A 14,089-nucleotide genomic window follows, 5' to 3' on the forward strand; every position below is an offset into this window, starting at 1 on the left:
GGTGGTGGGCTTTTTCAGTAGCCTCATCTTAAGTAGGAACACTTTTTTTCACCTATCATACAATAACCCAGAAAATAACTTGCTGTTTTTTGTGAAAAGGAGTATGACAATTATGACTATAGTAGCTTTAATTACCATTTTATTACTTTCGTTATCTTCTAGTATAGATAATTTTGGAGTAGGGCTATCTTATGGGATTCGTAATATTCGAATAGGTTTTTTAGCTAACTTTATAATTGCAATTATTGCTTTTATTTTTAGTGAAATGGGTATTTTGTTTGGGCAATATATTTCAAAAGTTTTTCCAGGTACATTATCTGACGTTATTGGTACATTGTTTTTGTTTGTAATTGGTTTACGAATTATTTTAATGACAATTCCACAAAAAAAGAAGGCTAATCAAGAAGTACTTGATGAAGATGAATCTGTTTCGAATGTTATTACTGGATATTTAAAATCTCCTGAAAAAGCTGACCTTGATAGATCAGGGAATATTAGTTTTTTTGAATCTATTGTTCTTGGTATTGCTATATCGATGAATGCTCTAACGAATGGACTAGGTGCAGGTTTATTAAAATTATCTCCATTTGCTATTTCATTATCAGCAGCTGTATTCAGTTTTTTCACTGTTTGGTTAGGAGTTAAATTAGGAAAAAAAGTTGCAAATGTAAAAATTGGATCTTGGACATTAGGACAATTTAGCACAGCTTTAAGTGGATTTATATTATTATTAATCGCTGTACACAATTTGTTTTAAGTACAAATTGTGGTGAATACATTGGGGGGATTTAATTTTAATGGTGGGAAGTGTGTTATTGGCTGGAAAGATAAAAAAGTTATTAATAAAAAAGAAAATGCCATTGAAGATAGATAAGTGATCTAGAGAGAAATAAAAAGCATTTGTACAACGCGTGTACAAATGCTTTTTATTATGATCGTATTTTTGAAAATACATATATAAGAAGTTCAATCGCAAAAATCACTAATACAGATAGTCCGAATAAAGGCATGGCAGCGCCTAGTATAACCATCATGATAAAGAAAACGATTATGCTTTTCTTATCTCTTTGCTTTGGTGGTGCTGCTAATTTTCCTTTCGGCTTTCTTGCTAACCACATTTTTACTCCGTAATAAATAAGAAGTAGTAGAGATAATGTCGTTAGTAAGCATAATATTTTATTTGGCCATCCGAATAAATGTCCTTCATGAAGCGGGATGCCGTAAGTGAACCATTGTGCAAGTAATCCATAATCACGATAGTCCGTTTTTGAAATGAATTCCCCGCTATATTGATCAAAGTAAGCTGTTATCTCTTCATTTGGTGCAACATGCATACCTGTAATACCAGAACCGCTCGATTTCGAAACGGTGAATACACCTTTTGGATCAGCTGGTAGTGAAATAACATATGGCTTCTTTATTTCAATTCCTTTTTGTAATTCATCGACAGAAATTGCTTTCGGTTCATTTGAATTCGATTCAGGCGGAGCTTCTTTTCTTGTTGCCCACGGCAATTCTTTTACCTTTGATTCAGGCGGCGCCATATACAATTTCGGATATCCGAGCGATTCATTCGACGACGCAATTTTATAAATTTGGTTACCCATAAATCCTGACCATGGCAATCCAGATGCGACTAGCAGAACGAGTGGAATTGTAAATATAATACCGATAATAGAATGACGTCGTTTTGCTTTTTCTCGCTTATTGGATGCCGGTTTGTTTTTGAACTGGCGTATACTCATGTACAACCCAGTCACGATTAAAAAGATAGTCCAGCATGCCGCAAGTTCTACAGTATAGTTGACGACAGTGCCACCAACTAAAAGAGAACTATGTAATTCCCTCATTATATTGGCAAACGTTTCACTTGCATTTTGATCCCCAACAATTTGATTATTACTATCTAAATACACATATTTTTGTTGTCCAGTATACTCATTTGCAATGGTAAGTCTCGTATTATAATCCCCATTAAACTCACTAATTTTCGCCACACTATAATGTGGATATTTTTTCTCTGTTAACGAAATAGAATCAGCCATCGAAATAGATTCTGTTTGAGCGCTCTTCCCAAAATATAAATCTTTATAGATGAAATCTTCAACTTCCTCTCGAAATAAATACCCAATTCCGCTCAGTGACAACGTAATAAGAAGTGGCGTAATAAAAAGCCCAGCATAAAAATGCCAACGCCAAAAAATGTAATGAAGCGAACGATTTACTTTCATACTTTCAGTTCCCCTAACCTTCCCTATATGAATAACTACTTATTTAATATAGCGAGATTAAGTGTGATTACTTTGAAAGAATTGTGAAGAAAGTTAAAAGTTTGTGGGATTTTTATTAAACATAAAACACATTTTAGAAGGAGTGTTTTCTATGTTTATGAAGATCTCTTTATATTTGATAAGTACATCCTAACAACCGCTTTCGCAAGACATTGAGAAGAATCAACAAAATCCTCACTAGCCACAACATTCAAATCAGTACATGCGATAATTGCGGTATCTACTTCATCCTTCAACTGCACAATGAGCGCGCTCCATAATTTGCGAGCTTCTTCAACTTCTCCGCTTTTAATATACATAATAATTTGATTAATCATCGTTTGCCATTTTTCATAATGAATGTATTCTATATTCCGTTTTGCAATCCCGTCTTGATAAATACCAGCTTGAACTGTCGCTTCCGTTGCAAGAAGAGCGACTCTTTTTGCAGTTTCAGGAATTGCTTGTAACGTTTCGTCAACTATATTTAAAATCGGGATAGAAAGAGAACGCTGTAATTCTTCAAAATAAAGATGCGCCGTATTGCACGGCATAGCGATAAAGCTTGCGCCAGTACTTTCAAGTTTTTGTGCTCCTTCAATAATCGCTTTTTTCATCGCTTCGTGATCAATAGGGCGATCCATGTAAAACGGTGTTGGGCACGAATAAATCATCATATGAGGAAAGTCCATATCATGCTTTGCTCCGTATATTGTTTGGCACCCTGCTACAACTGTATCGACGAATGGTCCAGTTGATTTTGGCCCCATTCCTGCTAGTATTCCGATCATTGTCTCGTCTCCTTTAAGAATGTTTATATCCATTATATAGGAGAATAACAAAAAGACGTGCAGTGAGTGCACGTCTTTTTTTGTTATGTTTTGTCGAATCGTCGATATATCCGAGAAATCGTTGATATATTGTAAGTTATGATAGATATATCGAAAAAATCGTTTATATATCCCGAGTTACGATAGATATAATTGAAAAATCGTTGATATATTACCCCGCATTAACGGGCAGTAAAACTCCCACCTTAAAATTCGCCTGGAGCAAAGAAGTTAGTTGGGAAATAAACTGCCCATAAATGCCCGATTGGTTCAACTAATAATCAGTGGGGATTCCCCCCACTGATTAAAGTTTCACTTTATCGTTTCTCAATCGCCACAATAAATGGCGGGTTGTTTTGTTGGTTAATGAAGCCATATCGCAGTACGTGAGCTTGTTTTTGGTCTAGCTCTTCTGCAAATTTGAGAACAGCGTCGCGTTCTACTTGTCCTTCTGGGTGTCCGTGGTAAATGACGAGGACGATGATACCTTCAGGTGCCATTACTTCTAGTAATTGTTCAATTGCCGAAATTGTTGAGTTCGGTTTTGTAACGATATGCTTGTCACCGCCAGGAAGGTAACCTAAGTTGAAGATAGCGCCTGTTACTTTTCCTTTTGCGTCTTCTGGTAGTACGGATAGAAGTGTATCGTGACTATCGTGAACTAAAACAGTACGTTCAAAAAGTTCTTTTTCTTTTAGACGAGTTGTTGAGCTTTCAATCGCTTCTTTTTGAATATCAAATCCAAATACTTTTCCGCTATCCCCAACAATTTCAGCTAGGAAGCAAGTGTCATGACCATTTCCAAGTGTTGCATCTACAGCGTAGTCGCCTTCTTTAACAGCCGTTTGCAGCAGTGTGCGAGCAAACGGTAATACACGTTCTAATTTCATTGTTGTTTCTCCTCATTTGCATATTTTCCTTGCCAGCTTCCGCGGCGTACAAATTCTGCATCGATGGAATTTAATACTTCCCATTTATTTAAGCTCCACATTGGACCAATCATTAAATCAGGTGGGCCGTCACCTGTGATACGGTGCACAATTACGTCTTCTGGAATAATTTCAAGTTGGTCAACAACAAGACTTACGTAATCCTCAAGAGAAAGGAATTCGAGTTGTCCTTTTTCATATTGCTTCACCATTGGCGTTCCTTTTAATAAGTGAAGTAAGTGGATTTTAATTCCTTGTACATCAAGTTTCGCTACTTCACGAGCTGTTTCCATCATCATGTCGTAATCTTCAAGTGGAAGACCGTTAATAATATGAGAGCAAACTCTAATGCCGTGCTTACGTAATTTATTTACGCCTTCCACGTAAGACGGATAATCGTGAGCGCGATTAATAAGGTTTGCAGTGCGTTCATGAACGGTTTGTAGTCCAAGTTCAACCCAAAGATACGTACGTTTATTTAAGTCCGCTAAATATTCAACGACATCGTCTGGTAAACAATCTGGACGAGTTGCGATAGAAAGACCGACAACATCTTTTTCTGCTAGAAGCGGTTCGAATTTTTCTTTTAACACTTCAAGTGGTGCGTGTGTATTTGTGTACGCTTGGAAATAAGCGATACATTTTCCATCTTTCCACTTTGAGCGCATTTTTTCTTTCATTTCATGATATTGTGTTATAACATCATCGCGGCGATCACCAGCGAAGTCGCCAGATCCGGCAGCGCTGCAAAATGTACAACCACCGTAAGCAACTGTACCATCACGGTTCGGACAATCGAAGCCAGCATCTAATGAAACTTTAAAGATTTTTTCACCAAATTCATTTCGTAAATGGTAATTCCATGTATGATAACGTTTATTGTCGTTTGTATATGGAAAAGGGTTTTGAACCTTCATTATTTTCCCTCCTAAGCCGAGTCAAAATGAAACAAAATCCATTATAACATACTCATAAGGTAGAGATGGAAGGGACACACTAAAGGGGAATTGAAGCAAGGAGGGACAATTATGGCAGAGCGTCAATCACTTGAATCGTATATTACACAAGCGGAACAAGCGGTGGAATATGCAAAAGAACAATTAGAACAAGGCATGAGACAAGAGCATTACAATACGATGGAGTATTCAGATGCACAGTTACAATTAGAACAAGCGTATAACGATTTACAAACGATGCAACAACATGCGAATGATGAGCAACGTGAGCAATTAAATAGAGCACGTATGGCAATTCGCCAATTGCAACATCAAATGATTATTACACCGCACTAATAAGGAGTGAATGTAATGGCGAAACGTTCAGATCAAAATAACCCAGAGCAAAAAACACAAAATGGACATAACGCTGAGTTTTCGAATGAACTTGATCCCATTGTTCAAGTAAAACAGCGTAATAGTAAAAAAGGACAACCTCAAAAATCAAAACAATCAGAGTAAACCAGGTCGAAATATGACCTGGTTTTATTTTGCTATATGACAATAGTGTAAGATTTCTGTAAGGTTTGCCGATAGTTGTAATTGTCCTTTTCCAGTAGAGTAAGGGAGGATTAAATTTTGGACAAGGAGCTGCTTTATGGGGAACAATATTACAAACAAACGAATTGATGAGTTAGATTACATTCGTGGCTTCGCATTACTGGGGATTATTTTAGTAAATATTTTAGCACTACTTAATATTAAAACTCCAGATCCTAATACAGTAGATGCTAGCTATCAAAGGTTTCTATACTTATTTGTAGAAGGTCGTTTCTTCTCGATTTTCTCATTCTTATTTGGAGTGGGATTCTATATCTTCATTACAAGAGCGATTGCGAAAGGGAAAAATGGATATGTTCTATTTTTCCACCGCGTAGTTGCATTATTTATTTTTGGTTTAATTCATCAAATGTTTCAGCCTGGAGAAGCACTAGCGTTATACGCAATTTGTGGGTTAATCGTTTTGCCGTTTTATAAAGCGAAAAAAGAAGTGAACCTAGCACTAGGACTTATTTTGACAATTGCCTTCAGTGTAATGGGAGTTAAAGAACTATTACCACTTGGCTTAATTTTATTAGGACTTGCTGCAGGACAATATCGTGTATTTGAAAATCTTTCAAAAAACATAAAGCAAGTCGCTATTTTTACAGGCATTATGTTTGTTTTAAGTGTGGCAGCTGTATGGTATCAATATGGACACGTGCCTGCTGGCCCATTTGTAAATATGATATTGATGAATGAAGATGGAACAATGGATGCTGCAAGCCAGTTTCTAAAAATTGGTATTAATGTTGGGCCAATTATTTCAGCTTTCTATGTAGGAGCATTAATTTTATTACTTCAGTTAAAACCAGTTCAAACATTATTAGCACCATTGAAATACTACGGTCGTATGGCTTTAACAAATTATATCGGACAAACGGCAATGATTTTAATTGCTGGTAGTGTATTTAACTTTGCAGGTAACTTAACATACATGCAGACGCTATATGTATGTATCGCAATTTATGCAATTCAAATTGTGTTTAGTGTAATTTGGATGAAAATCTTTAAAATGGGTCCATTAGAATGGGTTTGGCGTGTTATTACGTACTGGACGGTAACACCTTTAAAGAAATAAAGTGAAACTTTAATCAGTGGGCTGTTCCTTTCGCGGAACAGCCTATTTTTATTGTCATCTTTTGTCGATAAGTCGATATATTTTGGTAATCGCTGATAAAAGTGTAAGAATCGCCGATATATTTGAAAAATCGCTGATAAAAGTGTAAGAACCGCTGATATATTTTAACAATCGCCGATATAATTTCATTTACCGATTTACTATGTCGAAATGTGAACTAGTATGAAAAGCCAACCTTACACGCATCCATTTTCTATCTTACAAAAGTGTAAGGTAATTGTAATGTTAACAAATAGCAGTTCACTTCTAAAAAGCGCAAAATAGGTAATGGAAAAACAAGCGTAGGAGGATATATATGACGAAACCAGTTGTAGACGTGAAAAACGTTCAAAAAGTGTACGGTAAAAAAGGTGAGAACCAATCACACGCGTTAAAAGGTGTGTCATTCTCAATTCAAGAGGGTGAGTTTGTTGGAATTATGGGACCATCTGGTTCTGGTAAAACGACATTATTAAATGTAATTTCAACGTTAGATAAGGCAACGGGCGGCGTTGTTGAAATTGCGGGAACGGATATTACAAAAATGAAGCAAGGTGAGCTTTCAGATTTCCGTTCGCAAAAATTAGGATTTATCTTCCAAGATTTTAACTTATTAGAGAACTTATCTATTTATGAAAACATTGCACTTCCACTTTCTCTTCAAGGTGTCGCATCACGTAACATTGGACCAAAAGTCGAGAAAGTAGCGGATATGTTAGGAATTACAGAAATACTTCAAAAGTACCCATCTGAAGTATCTGGTGGGCAAAAGCAACGTTCGGCAGCAGCGCGTGCTTTAGTGCATGAGCCGGCAATTATTTTAGGGGACGAGCCAACAGGAGCGCTTGATTCTAAAAATGCAACGAGTTTACTTGATGCGATGACAAACTTAAATAAAGATCAAGGCGTATCGATTATGATGGTTACGCATGATCCATATAGCGCAAGTTACTGTCAGCGTATTTTATTCATTCAAGATGGTGAGCTATATAAAGAAATTCATCGCGGTGGTACGCGTGAAGAGTTCTACAAAGAAATTTTAGATGTACTTGCAGATTTAGGTACACAAAAGGCGTAAGAAAGGAGGTTCCAGTATGTTATTTAAACTTTCCATGTCGGGGCTGAAAAGTAAGCTGAAAGATTATATCGTCTTACTTGTCGGTCTTGTCATGTCGATTTCAATTTTTTACATGTTCCAAACGTTAGCACTGAATAAAGCATTTTTAGAATCTAATTCAGTGATTAAATCTATTGGATTCGTATTCCAAGCAGGATCATTTTTATTAGCAATTATAACGTTCTTCTACATTTTATATGCAAACTCTTTCTTATTATCTCTTCGTCAAAAAGAGTTCGGTATGTATATGATGTTAGGTGCGAAAAAACATAAAGTTACATTACTTATGTTTATTGAAACAATCGTATTAGGTGCTGCGTCTCTTGCAATTGGGATTGCAGTTGGAGTAGGACTTGCAGAAGGTATTGGACAGTTATTAATGAAACAGCTTGAATTTGCTGGTGAAGGGTATAAAGCATTTTATCTACCATCTATGACTGTTACTTGCATCTTCTTCTTTGCACTATTTGTATTATCAGCAATTATGAACAGTATTAAATTGTCACGTATTTCTGTATTGCAACTAGTACATGCAGATGCACAAACAGAGCGTGTTGCAGTAAAAGGTAAAAAGACAGTTGTAGTGGCATTCCTTGCTGTTATTTTATTAGGTATAGGTTATGCATCTATGATCTATATGGAAAAACTAAAAGAGATGGGAATCCTTATTGCATTAATTACAACGACAGCTGGTACTTACATGCTATTTGGCTCACTTCTTCCAGTCATTATTAAAAAGTTAAAAAGTAATAAAAAGCGTAGTGAAAAAGGACTTAATGCTTTTACATTTGCACAATTAAACTTCCGAATTAATAGTTTAACAAAAGTACTTGCAACAGTGGCAATGTTAGTTGCACTTGGAGCTGGTGCAATTTCGGGCGGTATGGCGTTCAAAAATAACGTTATAAAAATGGTAGATGGTTTAGTAATATATGATTCAGTAGTTCATAATCCAACAGCTGAAGAAAAGAAAATTTTAGATGGTATTACATTTAAAGAGAAAAGCGAATATCGTTATAAAGTTGATGATAAATACGTTTACTATGTAAAAGAAGATTTAGAGAAAAATCGTCCTTTCGTAAAAGATATGGCAAAGATGAAGTCTATGAAGGATTTAGTAAATACGAAAAAAGTTTCAGAGGAACTACCGGTAGGTGCAGTTTCTAGAGAGATGAATCAAAAAGATGCGAATACTAAAGAACTTTCAGCGGAATGGACAGATGCTTTTAGTACAATCCATCCATATTATTTATACAATGATCATGCAATTAAAATTGTAGATCAAAAAATGTACGATGGGATAAATGGTAAAGAAGGTATAGCATTTATCGGAAAAACAGATGATTTTTTAACATATAAAAAAGAATGGAAAAAACTTGACGAGTTGCAGCTAGATAAATATAAAAATGTAAAAGTTGAACAAATGGATAGTAAATATCAAGCTTATAGTGGGTTCTATGGCATTGCGAGTGGAACAGTATTTATGGGGTTCTTCCTTGGAATTGCGTTCTTAGCAATGATGGCAAGCTGCCTTATGTTTAAAATTCTTTCTGGTGCATCAAAAGATATTACGCGTTATCAAATGCTGCGTAAAATCGGTGTGCGCCGTGAGTTACTAACGAAATCGATTTATAAAGAGCTATTCTTAGTATTCTTATTCCCAGCAATTGTGGGTATCGCTCACGTATTAGTTGGTATGAATATTTTCGGATTTATTTTAATCGATCCGTACTTCCGTATTTGGGTACCAATTGTAATTTTCGTAGTTATTTATGCGATTTATTACTTCATTACAGTTCAATTGTATAAAGGAATTGTTCTTCCGAAAGAAGATTAATAATAAAAACCGAGCAAAAACGCTCGGTTTTTATTATTTTCAGAAAAAATACTTTAATGTTACTGAAATGTATAATATAATGTAAGTAAGTAACGTAATATAAAAGTAGAAGTAGCTGTATAAGGAAAGGAGGAATCCAATCTGTAGAAAGAAGCTGAACTTTTATCCCCACATTTTTTTACCGCAACGTATTTATACAATCGTAAGTTTCCACATTGAAAGTTTTCAGAACCACCTGAGTATATTGTGAAAATAATGGATAACACATGGAAATCTCATAGCATGATAAGGTAAAATGGACAACATAATGAGAAAATTACCGTTCATAAGATGAGGAGAATACATGTATGGAAGTTGTAGAGGCATTAAAAGATATAAGCCAAATTGAGGCTATGAAAAAATATTTAAAAGAGCACTCCCAGCGAGATTATCTTTTATTTGTTATTGGAATTAACACAGGATTAAAAATTACAGAACTACTTAGCATGAAATTTGAAGATGTATTAAATGAAGACGGGACTGTTAAAGAGTTTTATGCTCTTCCTGTGAAAGATGAAAAATTTAAACAAGATATTTATTTAAATACAAAAGTAAAAGAAGCGCTTTTAGATTACGTACAATCTATTGGCGTTAAAAGAGAAAATTACGTATTTCAATCTAATAAAACGCCAAATTCAATTACGCGCCAACAAGCGTATCGTGTAATTCATAATGCTGCAGAAGCAGTTGGAGTTGTTGGTAAAATCGGAACGAATTCAATGCGAAAAACGTTCGGATTTCATGCGTACAAAAGAGGGATAGCGATTGCGCTATTGCAAAAACATTTTCATCACGCGACTCCATCAGAGACACTAAAGTATTTAGGTATCTCAAAGGATGAGAGCTTTAAAACGGAGATTGATGTCGATTTATAAAAGCCGTAACTAAAAAATTAGGAGGCGGAAAATATGAATATTAGAGAGAGTGAACTGCCGGGTATTGGATGTAAGTTTGAAGTGATTACAAAAGGTAATGAAAAGATGGTTATCGTTATTCATGATGATGGCCGAAGAGAAATGTACCATTTTGATGCTGATCATGAAGAGAGTATTTCAAGCGTCTCTCTTCGTGATTCTGAAGCGAGACAAATTGCAGCTATATTGGGCGGAATGGTATATAGGCCACAAGCTTTAGATACGATTGAAATGGCTTTTGAGGGATTATCAATTGAGTGGTTTAAGGTGGAAAATAATGCACCAGTTGTACAAAAAACAATTGGTAGTTTACATGTTCGAAACACATATAACGTAACGATTATTGCCATTTTGAAAAAGAATATGAAGAAGTTCTTTAATCCAGGCCCAGATTCTATCATTGAAGCTGGCGATATGCTCGTATTATCAGGTGAAAGACATGAAGTGAAAAGAATTATTAATGAGTTGCTTTCAGTAGGAGGGGATTCATAATCGATGGATACTTTAATCTTTGAAGTTGGAACTGCGTTAGTATTAGTCGCTTTTGCAGCTATTCTCGCTGCAAAGTTAAAGTTCTCGATTATTCCGTTTCTTATTATACTCGGTATGCTAGTGGGGCCTCATGCCCCAGATTTAGGGCTTATCGATTTAAGATTTATTGAAAGTGGAGAAGTTATTTCCTTCCTCGGCCGTGTTGGCGTCATATTCCTCCTATTTTACTTAGGTTTAGAATTCTCAATTAAAAAATTAATTAAATCAGGAAAATCAATTGCTTTTGGGGGAACTGTTCATATATCGCTTAATTTTATATTAGGTTTACTTTACGGATATATAATGGGTTTCCCCTTATTAGAAACATTAATTATTGCTGGGATCATAACAATTTCATCGAGTGCAATTGTTGCGAAAGTAATTGTTGATTTAAGAAGATCTGGTAATAAAGAGACGGAGCTAATTTTAGGAATCATTATGTTTGATGATATCTTTTTAGCGGTATATTTATCAGTCGTTTCAGGATTAGTACTTGGAGGGGCAACATCATTTGTAGGTGCTCTTACATCTATTTTAATCGCAGTAGGTTATATGCTACTATTCTTTGTAGTTGCTAGGAAAGCTACACGGTTTTTAAATAAAATGTTAGATATTTCGTCCAATGAAATTTTTATTATTGTAATATTCGCTATTTTGTTCTTTGTAGCAGGATTTTCAGAAACGATTCATGTTGCAGAGGCAATTGGAGCATTATTACTAGGACTCGTTTTTTCTGAAACAGAGCATAGTGATCGAATTGAACAGCTTGTCGTTCCGTTTCGTGATTTCTTTGGAGCTATATTCTTTTTCAGCTTCGGTTTAAGTATAGACCCATTTTCACTTGGCGGAGCAGTGTGGTTGGCATTAGGAGCAGTTTTCATTACTCTTATCGGTAATTTTACTGCTGGAATGGTTGCGGGGCGTAAAGCTGGGTTATCGCATAAGGCTTCTACGAATATCGGTTTAACACTTGTATCACGCGGAGAATTTTCTATTATCGTCGCGAATATTGGAATTGCGGGTGGCTTAATGGCAGCGATTAAACCGTTCTCAGCTTTGTATGTTTTAATATTAGCATCGTTAGGACCTTTGTTAACGAAAGAATCTGGGAGAATATACTCGCTACTAGATAAGGTGTTTAAATGGAGTGCTAAAGAACGTGTGAAGCGAGAAAAGGAAGTTGGATAGTACAAATAAGGGTAGACTGCATGAAAATTTCATGCAGTCTACCCTTTTATATATTGTTACTGTTGTCGTTTTTTGTCGGTAAGTCGATATATTTTAATAATCGCTGATATATTTGTAGTTGCGCCGATATATTCTGATAATCGCTGATATAATCCAAGAAGCAACCAATATAAATTCATTTACCGACGAACTATTATCTGAATTTCATCAACTATTAATCAGTTGCCTTCCTATTTAAAAACGACTACAATTTTACTGTTATATATATGAACGAAAAAAATAGAATAGGAGGGGAAGCTATGCCAAGGAAAGTATGGCTATTAGTAGCTGGGATGATTATTAATGTCACGGGTGCTTCTTTTTTATGGCCTTTTAATACAATTTATTTACATGATCACTTGGGAAAATCTTTATCTGTGGCCGGAATGGTATTAATGATCAACTCGCTTACTGGTGTAATCGGAAACTTGCTCGGCGGTGTTTTATTTGATAAATGGGGCGGTTATAAATCAACTTTAGTAGGGATTGTGATTACACTTGTATCAATTTTAGGTCTTGTGTTCTTCCACGGTTGGCCGTTATATGTTGTATGGCTAGCGTTAATCGGCTTCGGTTCTGGAATGGTCTTCCCATCGATGTATGCGATGGTTGGTACGGTTTGGCCAGAAGGCGGAAGACGGGCATTTAATGCGATGTACGTTGGACAAAATGTTGGTATTGCGATCGGAACAGCATGTGGTGGATTAGTTGCATCGTATCGTTTTGATTATATTTTCTTAGCGAACTTTATTTTATACTTTGTTTTCTTCTTAATTGCTTTTATTGGATTCCGCGGTATGGAAGACAAGAAAGAGCCAGGAGTGCAAAAAGAAGTCGAAACGAAAAAAGGGTGGTCACTTACACCTGGATTTAAAGCACTTCTTATCGTGTGTGTAGCATATGCTTTATGCTGGGTTACATACGTACAGTGGCAAGGAGCGATTGCAACACATATGCAAGAATTGAATATTAGCCTTCGTCACTATAGTTTATTATGGACGATAAACGGAGCGATGATTGTTTGTGCGCAGCCACTTGTTAGTATGCTAATTCGCTGGATGAAGCGTTCTTTAAAACAGCAAATTATGATTGGAATCTTCATTTTTGCAGCTTCATTCATTGTGTTAAGTCAAGCGCAACAATTTACGATGTTCCTCGTTGCGATGGTAACATTAACAATAGGTGAGTTATTTGTATGGCCTGCGGTTCCAACGATTGCAAATATACTTGCACCAAAAGATAAATTAGGTTTTTATCAAGGGGTTGTAAATAGTGCGGCGACTGTAGGGAAAATGTTCGGGCCAGTCGTTGGCGGAGCAATTGTGGATTTATACAATATGGAAGTATTGTTTATAGCAATCATGGTAATGCTTGTAGTAGCGCTTATAGCAACGAGCATTTATGATAAACGAGTAAAAGTAGAAGAAACAGTTGAAGAAAAAATTGCAGTTTAGTTTGACGGAACATGTAACATGTTTTAGAATATATTTAAATAAAACAACCTTTAGAACAAGGGAGATAGCTCGGCTGTCTTAAGATGAATTCGTTAGTTATTAAGAGTAACGATTAACCGAGAAGTCCTCGCTTTAAGTAAGCTCTTAAGAGATACTAGGTGAAGGATAGTTCACGTAACTTATATGTGTAATAACAGTGAGAAGGAGTAGTAGTAATAGAAGCTGGTTTAGAGAGTTGACGGTCGGTGCAAGTCAATCCACGTTTCGTTATGAACTCGCCTTTGAG

The 14,089-nt window shown here is 35.8% G+C and carries 14 protein-coding genes and 1 other annotated feature (1 of these 15 running past the window's edge); of the genes, 10 read left to right on the forward strand and 4 right to left on the reverse strand.

The genetic code is table 11. From position 1 onward, the window contains the following. The first annotated feature begins 112 nt into the window (after window positions 1–112). The gene (gene ytaF, locus QCI79_RS17900; RefSeq protein ID WP_000156906.1) at window positions 113–757 is read left to right on the forward strand and encodes a sporulation membrane protein YtaF; all 645 of its coding nucleotides are present in this window, start codon (window positions 113–115) and stop codon (window positions 755–757) included. 172 nt (window positions 758–929) lie between these two features. On the opposite strand, the gene QCI79_RS17905 is transcribed toward ytaF, so the two are convergent. From QCI79_RS17905 to mnmL, 4 genes are all read right to left on the reverse strand, one after another. Further along, on the reverse strand, window positions 930–2,231 hold the full coding sequence (locus tag QCI79_RS17905) for a PepSY-associated TM helix domain-containing protein (RefSeq protein ID WP_000867805.1): 1,302 nt from the start codon (window positions 2,229–2,231) through the stop codon (window positions 930–932). A gap of 155 nt (window positions 2,232–2,386) precedes the next feature. Further along, window positions 2,387–3,061, reverse strand: coding sequence for an aspartate/glutamate racemase family protein (locus QCI79_RS17910; RefSeq protein ID WP_000579324.1), 675 nt, complete (start codon window positions 3,059–3,061; stop codon window positions 2,387–2,389). Window positions 3,062–3,417: 356 nt separating this feature from the next. Next, entirely contained in the window at window positions 3,418–3,990 is a 573-nt protein-coding gene (gene mnmM, locus QCI79_RS17915; RefSeq protein WP_000764497.1) for a tRNA 5-(aminomethyl)-2-thiouridylate-methyltransferase MnmM, read from the reverse strand. Continuing rightward, the gene (mnmL, locus tag QCI79_RS17920; RefSeq protein ID WP_000868034.1) at window positions 3,987–4,946 is read right to left on the reverse strand and encodes a tRNA modification radical SAM protein MnmL/YtqA; all 960 of its coding nucleotides are present in this window, start codon (window positions 4,944–4,946) and stop codon (window positions 3,987–3,989) included. Before mnmL ends, mnmM begins: the two co-directional genes overlap by 4 nt. 111 nt (window positions 4,947–5,057) lie before the next feature. Here mnmL and QCI79_RS17925 point away from each other — a divergent pair, with 111 nt between their 5' ends. The 9 genes from QCI79_RS17925 (at window position 5,058) to QCI79_RS17965 (ending at window position 13,803) form a co-directional block, all read left to right on the forward strand. After that, window positions 5,058–5,321: a YtzC family protein gene (locus QCI79_RS17925; protein ID WP_000840871.1), complete on the forward strand. Its 264-nt coding sequence runs from the start codon at window positions 5,058–5,060 to the stop codon at window positions 5,319–5,321. 15 nt (window positions 5,322–5,336) lie between these two features. Beyond that, a complete protein-coding gene (locus QCI79_RS17930; RefSeq protein ID WP_001129340.1) occupies window positions 5,337–5,486 on the forward strand; it encodes a hypothetical protein in 150 nt (49 codons plus the stop codon). 136 nt (window positions 5,487–5,622) lie between these two features. Continuing rightward, window positions 5,623–6,645 (forward strand): DUF418 domain-containing protein, encoded by a 1,023-nt coding sequence (locus QCI79_RS17935; RefSeq protein ID WP_021728758.1) that lies wholly within the window; start codon window positions 5,623–5,625, stop codon window positions 6,643–6,645. A 355-nt stretch (window positions 6,646–7,000) separates the two neighbouring features. After that, window positions 7,001–7,762: an ABC transporter ATP-binding protein gene (locus QCI79_RS17940; protein ID WP_000165837.1), complete on the forward strand. Its 762-nt coding sequence runs from the start codon at window positions 7,001–7,003 to the stop codon at window positions 7,760–7,762. 16 nt (window positions 7,763–7,778) lie between these two features. Further along, window positions 7,779–9,638: an FtsX-like permease family protein gene (locus QCI79_RS17945; RefSeq protein WP_000897800.1), complete on the forward strand. Its 1,860-nt coding sequence runs from the start codon at window positions 7,779–7,781 to the stop codon at window positions 9,636–9,638. A 347-nt stretch (window positions 9,639–9,985) separates the two neighbouring features. After that, the gene (locus QCI79_RS17950; protein WP_000454205.1) at window positions 9,986–10,552 is read left to right on the forward strand and encodes a tyrosine-type recombinase/integrase; all 567 of its coding nucleotides are present in this window, start codon (window positions 9,986–9,988) and stop codon (window positions 10,550–10,552) included. Window positions 10,553–10,585: 33 nt separating this feature from the next. After that, window positions 10,586–11,083 carry a cation:proton antiporter regulatory subunit gene (locus tag QCI79_RS17955; protein WP_001026053.1) on the forward strand — a complete coding sequence of 166 codons (498 nt, stop codon included), beginning with the start codon at window positions 10,586–10,588 and terminating at the stop codon, window positions 11,081–11,083. A gap of 3 nt (window positions 11,084–11,086) precedes the next feature. Further along, window positions 11,087–12,310 (forward strand): cation:proton antiporter, encoded by a 1,224-nt coding sequence (locus QCI79_RS17960; RefSeq protein WP_000380174.1) that lies wholly within the window; start codon window positions 11,087–11,089, stop codon window positions 12,308–12,310. Window positions 12,311–12,609: 299 nt separating this feature from the next. Continuing rightward, window positions 12,610–13,803, forward strand: coding sequence for an MDR family MFS transporter (locus QCI79_RS17965; RefSeq protein ID WP_001137561.1), 1,194 nt, complete (start codon window positions 12,610–12,612; stop codon window positions 13,801–13,803). A gap of 187 nt (window positions 13,804–13,990) precedes the next feature. Further along, window positions 13,991–14,089: a binding site (T-box leader), on the forward strand; it runs 121 nt beyond the window's last position.

The organism is Bacillus cereus group sp. MG1 (assembly GCF_040460035.1).
Taxonomy (GTDB): domain Bacteria; phylum Bacillota; class Bacilli; order Bacillales; family Bacillaceae_G; genus Bacillus_A; species Bacillus_A cereus.

What these genes read in the sequence shown, in the direction of transcription:
- ytaF (WP_000156906.1), top strand. Translation starts at nt 113, where the DNA reads ATGACTATAGTAGCTTTAATTACCATTTTATTACTTTCGTTATCTTCT.
- QCI79_RS17955 (WP_001026053.1), top strand. Translation starts at nt 10,586, where the DNA reads ATGAATATTAGAGAGAGTGAACTGCCGGGTATTGGATGTAAGTTTGAA.
- QCI79_RS17905 (WP_000867805.1), bottom strand. Translation starts at nt 2,231, where the DNA reads ATGAAAGTAAATCGTTCGCTTCATTACATTTTTTGGCGTTGGCATTTT.
- QCI79_RS17940 (WP_000165837.1), top strand. Translation starts at nt 7,001, where the DNA reads ATGACGAAACCAGTTGTAGACGTGAAAAACGTTCAAAAAGTGTACGGT.
- QCI79_RS17935 (WP_021728758.1), top strand. Translation starts at nt 5,623, where the DNA reads ATGGGGAACAATATTACAAACAAACGAATTGATGAGTTAGATTACATT.
- mnmM (WP_000764497.1), bottom strand. Translation starts at nt 3,990, where the DNA reads ATGAAATTAGAACGTGTATTACCGTTTGCTCGCACACTGCTGCAAACG.
- mnmL (WP_000868034.1), bottom strand. Translation starts at nt 4,946, where the DNA reads ATGAAGGTTCAAAACCCTTTTCCATATACAAACGACAATAAACGTTAT.
- QCI79_RS17950 (WP_000454205.1), top strand. Translation starts at nt 9,986, where the DNA reads ATGGAAGTTGTAGAGGCATTAAAAGATATAAGCCAAATTGAGGCTATG.
- QCI79_RS17925 (WP_000840871.1), top strand. Translation starts at nt 5,058, where the DNA reads ATGGCAGAGCGTCAATCACTTGAATCGTATATTACACAAGCGGAACAA.
- QCI79_RS17910 (WP_000579324.1), bottom strand. Translation starts at nt 3,061, where the DNA reads ATGATCGGAATACTAGCAGGAATGGGGCCAAAATCAACTGGACCATTC.
- QCI79_RS17965 (WP_001137561.1), top strand. Translation starts at nt 12,610, where the DNA reads ATGCCAAGGAAAGTATGGCTATTAGTAGCTGGGATGATTATTAATGTC.
- QCI79_RS17945 (WP_000897800.1), top strand. Translation starts at nt 7,779, where the DNA reads ATGTTATTTAAACTTTCCATGTCGGGGCTGAAAAGTAAGCTGAAAGAT.
- QCI79_RS17960 (WP_000380174.1), top strand. Translation starts at nt 11,087, where the DNA reads ATGGATACTTTAATCTTTGAAGTTGGAACTGCGTTAGTATTAGTCGCT.
- QCI79_RS17930 (WP_001129340.1), top strand. Translation starts at nt 5,337, where the DNA reads ATGGCGAAACGTTCAGATCAAAATAACCCAGAGCAAAAAACACAAAAT.